Origin of the sequence: Sphaerochaeta sp. (assembly GCF_050178175.1) — a bacterium.
In the GTDB taxonomy this organism is placed as follows: Bacteria; Spirochaetota; Spirochaetia; order Sphaerochaetales; family Sphaerochaetaceae; genus Sphaerochaeta.
This window is the reverse complement of the sequence record NZ_JBFXGH010000018.1, coordinates 22,994-31,745: the sequence shown is the minus strand read 5'-3', so window position 1 is coordinate 31,745 and position 8,752 is coordinate 22,994. Positions and strand designations below refer to the sequence as shown.

The 8,752-nt window shown below is 48.7% G+C and carries 8 protein-coding genes; 6 read left to right on the top strand and 2 right to left on the bottom strand.

Annotated features, from left to right (window positions below):
- Positions 1-203 precede the first annotated feature (203 nt).
- Positions 204-1,691 (top strand): hypothetical protein, encoded by a 1,488-nt coding sequence (locus AB7S66_RS03820; RefSeq protein WP_428518142.1) that lies wholly within the window; start codon positions 204-206, stop codon positions 1,689-1,691.
- Here AB7S66_RS03820 and AB7S66_RS03815 read toward each other — a convergent pair.
- Positions 1,688-2,239 carry an HDIG domain-containing metalloprotein gene (locus AB7S66_RS03815; RefSeq protein ID WP_428518141.1) on the bottom strand — a complete coding sequence of 184 codons (552 nt, stop codon included), beginning with the start codon at positions 2,237-2,239 and terminating at the stop codon, positions 1,688-1,690. The genes AB7S66_RS03820 and AB7S66_RS03815 overlap by 4 nt on opposite strands.
- Positions 2,240-2,535: 296 nt before the next feature.
- Between AB7S66_RS03815 and AB7S66_RS03810 the strand changes: the two genes are divergently transcribed.
- Both AB7S66_RS03810 and AB7S66_RS03805 read left to right on the top strand, forming a co-directional pair.
- Complete coding sequence (locus AB7S66_RS03810; RefSeq protein ID WP_428518140.1) at positions 2,536-3,561, top strand: magnesium transporter CorA family protein; 1,026 nt, start codon at positions 2,536-2,538, stop codon at positions 3,559-3,561.
- Between the two features lie 54 nt (positions 3,562-3,615).
- Positions 3,616-4,254, top strand: a complete 639-nt coding sequence (locus AB7S66_RS03805) for a YkgJ family cysteine cluster protein (RefSeq protein ID WP_428518139.1) — start codon at positions 3,616-3,618, stop codon at positions 4,252-4,254.
- Here AB7S66_RS03805 and AB7S66_RS03800 read toward each other — a convergent pair.
- Positions 4,251-5,477, bottom strand: a complete 1,227-nt coding sequence (locus AB7S66_RS03800) for a class I SAM-dependent rRNA methyltransferase (RefSeq protein WP_428518138.1) — start codon at positions 5,475-5,477, stop codon at positions 4,251-4,253. The two genes, AB7S66_RS03805 and AB7S66_RS03800, sit on opposite strands and share 4 nt — an antisense overlap.
- A 103-nt stretch (positions 5,478-5,580) precedes the next feature.
- Here AB7S66_RS03800 and AB7S66_RS03795 point away from each other — a divergent pair, with 103 nt between their 5' ends.
- The 3 genes from AB7S66_RS03795 to AB7S66_RS03785 are packed head-to-tail and all read left to right on the top strand — an operon-like array spanning position 5,581 to position 8,727.
- Positions 5,581-6,258 carry an HAD family hydrolase gene (locus tag AB7S66_RS03795; protein ID WP_428518137.1) on the top strand — a complete coding sequence of 226 codons (678 nt, stop codon included), beginning with the start codon at positions 5,581-5,583 and terminating at the stop codon, positions 6,256-6,258.
- Positions 6,245-7,957: a phospho-sugar mutase gene (locus AB7S66_RS03790; protein ID WP_428518136.1), complete on the top strand. Its 1,713-nt coding sequence runs from the start codon at positions 6,245-6,247 to the stop codon at positions 7,955-7,957. The genes AB7S66_RS03795 and AB7S66_RS03790 overlap by 14 nt, the downstream gene beginning before the upstream one ends.
- Positions 7,954-8,727 carry a hypothetical protein gene (locus AB7S66_RS03785; RefSeq protein WP_428518135.1) on the top strand — a complete coding sequence of 258 codons (774 nt, stop codon included), beginning with the start codon at positions 7,954-7,956 and terminating at the stop codon, positions 8,725-8,727. The genes AB7S66_RS03790 and AB7S66_RS03785 overlap by 4 nt, the downstream gene beginning before the upstream one ends.
- The last annotated feature ends 25 nt before the right edge of the window (positions 8,728-8,752 follow it).

The window sequence follows — 8,752 nt, the reverse complement described above, 5'->3', positions numbered from 1 at the left end:
CAAGCCCTTATTGGAGCAGTTGTTGGGCAGACGGGTACAGGAAGTGTTCAAGCTCCCCATCCGTGACGTTTTTATCCCTGCCTACGATGATCTGGAATCGCTCTCTCTCAAGAGCGCCGCTGCGTATCCCTGGGACAGTTACCGTAGCTTACGATTGCGTTAGGATAAACCCTCCTGTATACTAGTGCAACCGGGAGGGAACCTTGATCGATTTACGGAGACATTCAAGCAGACATTTGGAGACGAAGCTCATCTTGCCGATTCCAGAGACACGGAAGTATGAACGGGAAATACATTATTATCTTTTTTCTCCTCCTCAACTGCATGTGAATAGCTCTACCTACAGTGAAAAAAGTATTCTTCACAAATTTCAGAGCCATGGCAGGTACTCTTCTCCTGAAATAACGCTTGAGGAGTTGCTTGATGACGAGAATTTGCTCAGCCCCCTTTCCATTCTCAAGCAGTACACCAAGGATCTCTTGATCGACCTGAACGCAATACCCGAGCGGAAAGTAATCCATGAACTGCAGACAGTAGTAAACTCAGTTCGTCATGAGACAAAAGCGTGCCTGAAGGATTGCAGGGATATGGTGAAGCTTGGGATGCAGGGTGATCTGAACACAACACTGACAAACTGGTACAAGAATGCCTCAACGCTTCTAGAAGTACTCAGAGGTATGATTGCTGCAATTCAGGAGAAAGTAGCCGATGAGAGTCGCTTGTTGCTTGCCTTTCTCTGGACGGATGAGGCGGTGAGCCTGATCTGTGAAAAACATGCCATTGACCTTTATATGGCTTCCACCCCGATGCAGGATGAGATGCATAAGCAGTTACTTGGGAAATTGATGCAGTTCTCCCGGGATGAGATGGAGTACCGCAGCAAGATGGGGTATCCAAGTGGCAGTACCAATGCAGAGACAGTGCAGTATAGAAAGGCTGTGCTGAAGAAGTGGACGCAATCCAGTCTCTATCTCGTCCCCAATATATCCAGGTGGCCGAAGCGGGTTTCTGAGATTCTAGCGGGAATCGCAGCCGGTGTTGCCATGGCCTTTGCAACCTTGACAACCATATTTGCAGAAGAGACATTCATCAAAAATTCCTTCCAGTGGGCACTGATTGTCATTATAGGCTATGTATTCAAGGATCGTATCAAGGAATGGCTTAGGATTTTCTTCAATGCGGTGCTTCCCAAGATGATGGCCGATGAAATCTCCTCGTTTCTTTCACCAAAGACCAATAAGAAGATTTGTTCGAGCAGGATCAGGCTTAAGTTTACCACTCCTGATGAGATTCCCTCATCAGTGAAAGAGATTCGGAAGGATAAGAACAATCCCTTCATGGATATGCTTCCCAAGGAAGACATCATCCATTATGTACGAGACCTAGCCATGCACCCCCTGTCCAAGCAGGGAATGGCAAGGGACAGGTTTCCTAGGGAAAACAACTTTACCTTGGTTACCAGAATTCGGCTCGATGATTTTCTCAAAGAGATGGATGATCCCAATGACGTGGTATTCAGAATGGACCCGGATGCAGATGAACTCGATCAGCTCAACAGTGAACGTGTCTATCACCTGCACCTGGTCATACGTGAATACTCAAAGAAAGAAGACTTGGATATCTATAGCCACTACATGGTTGTACTGAACAAGAGCGGTATTGTCCGTCTTGAACAGATGCCGCTCGCCTAGAGCCCTATCTTGCTGGATGCACCAGCCATCGCTTCTATGGTAAGCGAAATGATATGATCCATCTCGAGACCGAGCTTTTCAGCACCTTGGGAGATTATATCCCGGTTCACTCCTGCGGCAAAGGTTTTGCTGGCCCATTTTTTCTTAACCGATTTTACCGTCATCCCTTCCATCTTTGAAGGTCTCATCAATGCAGTTGCGTATACCAAACCGGTCAACTCATCAATGGTGTAGAGAACCTTCTCCATGAAATGCTCAGGCTCTATGGTGCTGCAGATACCGTACCCGTGGCTGCAGACAGCCCTGATGAATGCATCATCTAATTCGATTTCCTTCAATAACTCGGGTGCTTTCTGGCAATGCTCCTCAGGGAACATCCCATAGTCAATATCATGGAGTAGCCCTACCAACGACCAATACTCCTCGTCGTATCCGTACTCCTTTGCGAACCTTCGCATGGTCTCTTCAACACAGTAGGCATGATACACCAGTGCTTCGTTAGGATTGTATTTTCTCAGCAATGCGTCTGCTTCTTCGCGTGTAACCATCACTTTCCTCCTTGTTGCGAGTATAGAATGTTTATACTGTTTCGAAAAGAGAGAAAAAATGCAGGTAACCCCTTTATTAGGCTAAACTGATTGTGGTAGTATTGCTTTGGTGCTTGCCAGACTGGTAGGCCATCTTGTTATGAGGAGGATCCCATGTCTACAGTAGACGACGGTGGCAGTATAAAACCCCTGCCTAGAAACACCCGAACGGCATTCTCCTATCCCCAATACCGGAATTAACAAGATTCTTCCTGCAAGGGGCTGGGTATGGATGCAAACACAGCCATGGAGGAAGTATGATCACCATCAGAAAGAATCTTATGAGCCAGATTCCCGGAGAACCCATCCAGGAGGCTCCCTACACTTGGGTCGATGCAAGGGATATCAACAGAGATGATATCACCCAGCTCGAAGAGAAATATGCCATTTCCAGTGAATTGCTCGCAGATATCATGGACCAGGACGAACAGGCCCGCATTGAACGTGAAGACGACTATGTTGCGTTGATCATGCGTCTGCCCGCCCTGGCCGATGATTGCAAGGGAATAAACCAGTATGCAGTGCCGCTTGGTATCGTGTTGGTTCGTGATACTGTCATCACCATCTGCCAGAGTGATAGTATCGTACTTGAGGATTTTGCAAAGAACCGCTACCGACAATATCCGGTGCAGACAGCTGAAGGGTTTGTGATCAGCATCCTTGGCCGTGCGGTCATGGTCTATATCCGGCTCCTCAAGTACATCAACCGCCAGAAGTCCCAGGTTGAGGAACAACTGCACAAGAGTATCATGAACTATGAACTGATCCAGTTGTTGCAGATCCAGAAATCCTTGGTCTATTTCTCCACCAGCCTGACAACCAATGAAGCGTTGATGGAGCGGATGCAACGCACCCCGTACTTCCGTCTTGAGAGTGAGGAAGAACGTGATTTCCTTGAGGATGTCATTACAGACAACAAGCAGGCCATCGAGATGGCTAATATTTACTCCTCAATCCTGACTGGCACAATGGATGCATTTGCATCGGTCATCAGCAACAATATGAATGTTATCATGAAACGATTGACCATCATCTCGATCAGTCTGATGATCCCGACGTTTGTCACTGGATTCTTTGGAATGAATATTGCCTTGCCCTACATGCATAGTCCTTTTGCCTGGATTGGTATCCTGGCATTCTGTGGTACCAGTGCATTGATCGGTGGTTGGGCACTCTCTGACCGAAGGAATGCGCGGTTGGTCCAGCGCTCGGTTCAGGGATCCCGACAGGCCGAAAAAGAGCACCATAAGAAAAAACAAAAAAAACGTGGCCTTCCTGATTGATTCAAATCCATCTGTAATGGTAATATCCGCTCCGTTCCAGGGAGTACATCACAGATGGACAGTATTGAAGATCTCATGATTGCGTTCGAAGGAACGTATGCAGGCCAGTCTATGGCTGGCTTGGTCGAGTTGTATTCGACCATCGAAAACCAGACGAGTGCTTTCTGCACACAGTATAACATTGCTTGCGGAAGCGGATGTGGAACATGCTGCGAGCATTTTATGCCCGATATAACGGTGAGTGAAGCTCGATTGGTTGCTGCATATCTTCTCTTTGTTAAAAAAGATGAAACCCTTATCGAGGCACTGAGTAGTGCAAGGGGCAATACCAGCGGGCCTTGCCCTCTCTATAACCCTGACTCCCCGTATCACTGCACTGTTTATCAAGCAAGGCCACTTATCTGCCGGTTGTTTGGAGCCTGCGCCAACCAGGGAAAGGACGGAAGGGCAGTGTTCAGACGATGTAAGTATAATGTGGAACAAACCATGCCTTTATCCTTGATCCTGGATGAGGATGTACCGGTGATGCAAGACTATAGTTATGCCCTACGCTCCCTGGATGACGGCAATGGCAAGGTGGGGTACCTCAGTGATATGGTCTCAACCATGGTTGAGCAACTGCGATTTCTCGCAAACATGCTCACTCTGGGCGATACCAATCCGGATGATACCACAACCCCCATTGCAAGTTAGCGGATAACCCTCAGCAGGTACCCGTTAAGGTATTCAGATTCCGGGAAGGAAATCCTGATCGGGTGATCATGTCCCTGGCCGAGTTTCTGGAGAATCTGGATCTCTACCATTGCATCCTTTGCACTCCAGGCCAAGATCATGCGCAGCTGCTCTGCACTGATGGCCGAGCTGCACGAGAAAGTTGCTATGATGCCACCATCCTTGATCTTCTGCATTGCCAGGCGATTCAGGTCCTTGTAGGCTTTCTGGGCTCCTTCTGCCTGTGACTTGGTCTGGGCGAGCTTGGGGGGATCAAGAATCATGAGATCGTAGTGGTCCTTTTCTATATGCCGCATCTGTTCAAAGATGTCACACTGGGTAATTGCCACTTTCTCCCTGCTCCCCTCTGGAATGGTCTTGAGGTCCTGATTGATGTGGATATGAACCAATGCCTGTCGCAGGGCCTGTTCACTGGAGTCCAGGAGATCGACATGCTTTGCTCCAGCTCTCAGGGCATGGAGGGTGAAGGCACCGGTGTAGGAACATCCATCGAGTACCACAGCATCCTTTGCATACGGCTCGATAGCCCGTCTACTCTCACGTTGGTCACAATAGAATCCGCTTTTCTGCCCCTTCCCGGGAGTTACTTCATAGTAGAGGTTGTCTTCACGGAAACGAACAGGGGCCAGTTTCTTGGATGGAATGAAATACTGGCCATCCTGGTAGTAGAGCAGGGTCTCCTTGAGATGTTCTGCAGCAGCAAAAGCACTGTCTGTGTTCAGGATGATCAAGGTTGGCTTGAGCAATGATCCCAATGTTTCCACGATAAGATCCTGGAAGTGATGAGCTACACGACTGCTGATGATGATCCGCAGCATGGTCCCATATACATCCACCACCAAGCCTGGCAGATAGTCGGCCTCGGAGAAGATGATACGGAAGGTAGTGGTTGCCCCTGCCTTGTCCTCGAAAAACATCTTTCTGCGTAGAACACTTTGGGCAATGGTTTGCTTCCACCAGCGTTCATCTATGGTTTGGTTCTCGTTCCAGGAGAGAAGTCGGAGAGGAATATGACTTTCCTTGTCATACCATCCCCATGCAATGAATTGTCCTTCATCTGTTTCTGCCCTGGAGACTCCCGTTTCCAGAAGGGATATGTCATTTGTGATAGCGCCGCTGAAGACCCATGGATGGTGACGTAAGAGTTGTTTCTCCTTGCCACCTTTAATTGTAATGGTTTGCATGGGTACACAATAGCGGAGAGTACTTCTTTTGTCAAAACGTAGGGTCTTCCTTTTGTCGAAACGTTTGTTGACTTGCCACCGTTCCATGTTCGATAATGGCGATATGTTGAAACCGTTGCAAAAAGCAATCCTCTTCGATATGGACGGTACCCTCATTGATACCATTGAGGATATCCGTAGTGCTTTTAATGTTGCTTTTTCCTTGGAGGGCTTGCCTCCCTTCTCGGTGACATTGACAAAACAGGTTGTTGGGCGAGGGCTTTACACTGCACTCAAGAGTGCTTTATCCTACTACGACCACCCCGTTGAGGAAGCTCGGTTTACATTCCTCTATCATTCCATGATGGACCATTATCAGGCACACTATGCTGATAAGAGCCATCCCTATGAAGGCATCCTCCCGCTTCTTGATAGGTTGGAGCGCTCTGGGATTACTCTAGGCATTCTTTCCAACAAAGAGGATGTCCTTACCCAAAAGATTGCCCAAAAACTACTTCCCCGGTATTCTTTCGCATTTGTGAGAGGGTTGGTAGAGGGTTTCCCCAGAAAGCCCGATCGGTATGCCATTGACCTTTTTTGCAGCAGGCAGGGTGTAAACGTAAGTGAACTCTGCTACATTGGGGATAGTGAAGTTGATTATCAGACTGCCCAGAATGCTGGGTGTTCTCATATTCTGGTCTCGTGGGGATTCAGACCGAAGGAAGAACTGCAAGCACTTCCAGGCTCTGTGGTTGTCGATACGGTAGATGAATTGGAGGATGCAATCTATGGCGTACAATGAGAAAGATCTGAGAAGCAAGGCTGAAGCCTATCTACAAGCAGAGGACCAGCAGGTATTCAGGGAAGCTGTCGAACAAGAACTTGCAGGTGGGAACTGGGAAGCGCTGTATGATCGCTTTTATACCAGCCTTTCATTCGGCACTGCAGGAATGAGGGGTGTCATTGGTGGTGGGACCAACCGAATAAACACCTACATGGTACGTAAAGTTACCCAAGGCTTGAGTGAGTATCTCTGTGAGGCTTCCGGCAACCCTTCAGTGGTCATCGCATACGACAGTCGTAACTATAGTGAGCTATTTGCCAATGAGGCAGCTCTGGTACTTGCAGCAAATGGGGTTTCTGTTTTCCTCTATCCGGTACTGCATCCCGTTCCGATGCTCAGCTTTGCGGTACGCTATCTGCAAACCACTGCTGGTATTGTGATCACCGCCAGTCATAATCCGTCTCAGTACAACGGTTACAAGGTCTACTGGAAGGATGGGGGACAGGTGACACCTCCCCATGATTTTGGAATTGCTGAACGCGCAAATGCGGTAAAAGCAAAGGATATAAAGAAGATCAGTGCTGAAAGTGCCCGTTCCAAGGGGTTGCTCGTACCTGTCCCTGAAAAAGTCGACCAAGCATATTTTCACACTGCGCTACAGAATCTGAGACGTCCGGCCTTGGTGCAGAATAACCCGATTACAGTGGTGTACACCCCCCTGCATGGTTCAGGCAATCTTCCTTTGCAGCATCTGCTCTCCCAGGTTGGGATCAAGTGCGTGGTTGTGGAGGAACAACAGGAACCTGATGGGAACTTCCCAACCGTTCCCTTGCCCAATCCGGAACATCCAGAGGCGATGAAGATGGCCTTGGCGCTTGCCAAGCGTGAGAAAGCTGACATTGTACTGGGAACCGACCCGGATGCGGACCGGCTGGGGATCGCCATTCCACTTTCCGAAAAGAAAGATGCTTATCACCTACTCACCGGTAACCAGATTGCTGTACTGCTTGCTGATTATCTGATGGGGGCTGATCGTGAGAATCAAGAGAAGAAAACCCCTCTGGTGGTGAAGAGTCTGGTCACTACCGACTTGGTGAAGCGAATTGTCGAGAGCCAGGGGGGGAGGTGCAAGGATGTCCTCACCGGTTTCAAATATATTGCAGAGGAAATTGCTTCCCTGGAAGGTCCGAGAGGAGAGCGTGAATATTTCCTGTTCGGATGTGAAGAGAGCTACGGATACCTGACCCTTCCCCAGGTACGTGACAAGGATGCCATCAGCAGCGCTCTCATGAGTGTCGAGATGATGTGCTACTGGTCCAGCAAAGGACTGACCCTCAAGGATCGATTGGATCAGATTTATGATATATGGGGATTCTCTACAGAGGCGGTCTTTGCAAAGGACTATGAAGGAGCATCAGGGAAGGAGAAGATGGCTCAGATAATGGCCGGGCTGCGAAAACTCAATGTGGGTGATGAGCTGGCCGGGCATAGAATAACCAGCAAGCAGGATTTGCTTGACGGGAAACAAACAGAATTTCCTCCCAGTGATGTCCTTATCCTTTTCCTTGAGGGTGGCGACAAGATAGTGGTACGACCAAGTGGAACTGAACCAAAAATCAAATACTACTTCTTCTTCTCTGCGGAGGGAACAGACCGTACCGGGTTCGAACAGAACCTGGGTACACGGATAGATGCATATAAGGTGGCCCTCTCGTGATTACTTGCTATTTACTGCAACGACAGAACAAGGAAAACCTCATACTCTCTCCCTACCTTGATACCACCCGGGCAGGGAACTGGAGTGAAGATGAGCAGGTTGTGCTCAAGAGTAGTGGCATGCTTACAAAGAACCAGAAGGATGAAGTTTCCTATGCGCTCTACGCTGCCATTGATTTCAGTGTCGATCGCTGGATTCAGAACAAGCAGTACATCCCAAGACTCCTGATCTCGGCAGCCGTGTTCACCGCTTCCTATTTCTTCATGTCATTGGCGATCAGGGACCCTCTGCCCATGGTTGATGAACTGCTCATCAGCGGAGGTCTGGTTGTGTTTACCTGGAGTTACCTTGCAAAGAAGGACACTCGTTCCTCTATCGCACAAAGAAGGCGCTATGAGCTGAAGCTGCGTTGTGGGGAGAGAGAACAGGAAATTGATGAACAGTTGTTTGCAGTAGAATCGTTCCTTGATGAAGCATCTTCCGCCGATCCGCTTGAACTGTCCAACAGTCTTGCCTTGGTCTCCTCGGAGCCGCTCAAACCAATCAGCTATGATGGTTCGAATGAGACGCTGAAAGAACTAGGGGACTTATTGGCTCGGTACCTAAGCCTGTACAACAAGAGCCTTTACAGAATGGCGCTGAAAGTCCACAACCAACGGATGCAACGTAAAAAGGATGAGCGTCTTGCTGCCCGTCTGTTTCACCAAAGCATGCAGAAGAGACTTGATATTGGCTTGCTTGCCTTGCTGGTCTCTCTCATGGAGTTGTAGCTGAAGCAAAAAGCAACCCGTGGGG

What these genes read in the sequence shown, in the direction of transcription:
- AB7S66_RS03800 (WP_428518138.1), bottom strand. Translation starts at nt 5,477, where the DNA reads ATGCAAACCATTACAATTAAAGGTGGCAAGGAGAAACAACTCTTACGT.
- AB7S66_RS03815 (WP_428518141.1), bottom strand. Translation starts at nt 2,239, where the DNA reads ATGGTTACACGCGAAGAAGCAGACGCATTGCTGAGAAAATACAATCCT.
- AB7S66_RS03795 (WP_428518137.1), top strand. Translation starts at nt 5,581, where the DNA reads ATGTTGAAACCGTTGCAAAAAGCAATCCTCTTCGATATGGACGGTACC.
- AB7S66_RS03790 (WP_428518136.1), top strand. Translation starts at nt 6,245, where the DNA reads ATGGCGTACAATGAGAAAGATCTGAGAAGCAAGGCTGAAGCCTATCTA.
- AB7S66_RS03810 (WP_428518140.1), top strand. Translation starts at nt 2,536, where the DNA reads ATGATCACCATCAGAAAGAATCTTATGAGCCAGATTCCCGGAGAACCC.
- AB7S66_RS03805 (WP_428518139.1), top strand. Translation starts at nt 3,616, where the DNA reads ATGGACAGTATTGAAGATCTCATGATTGCGTTCGAAGGAACGTATGCA.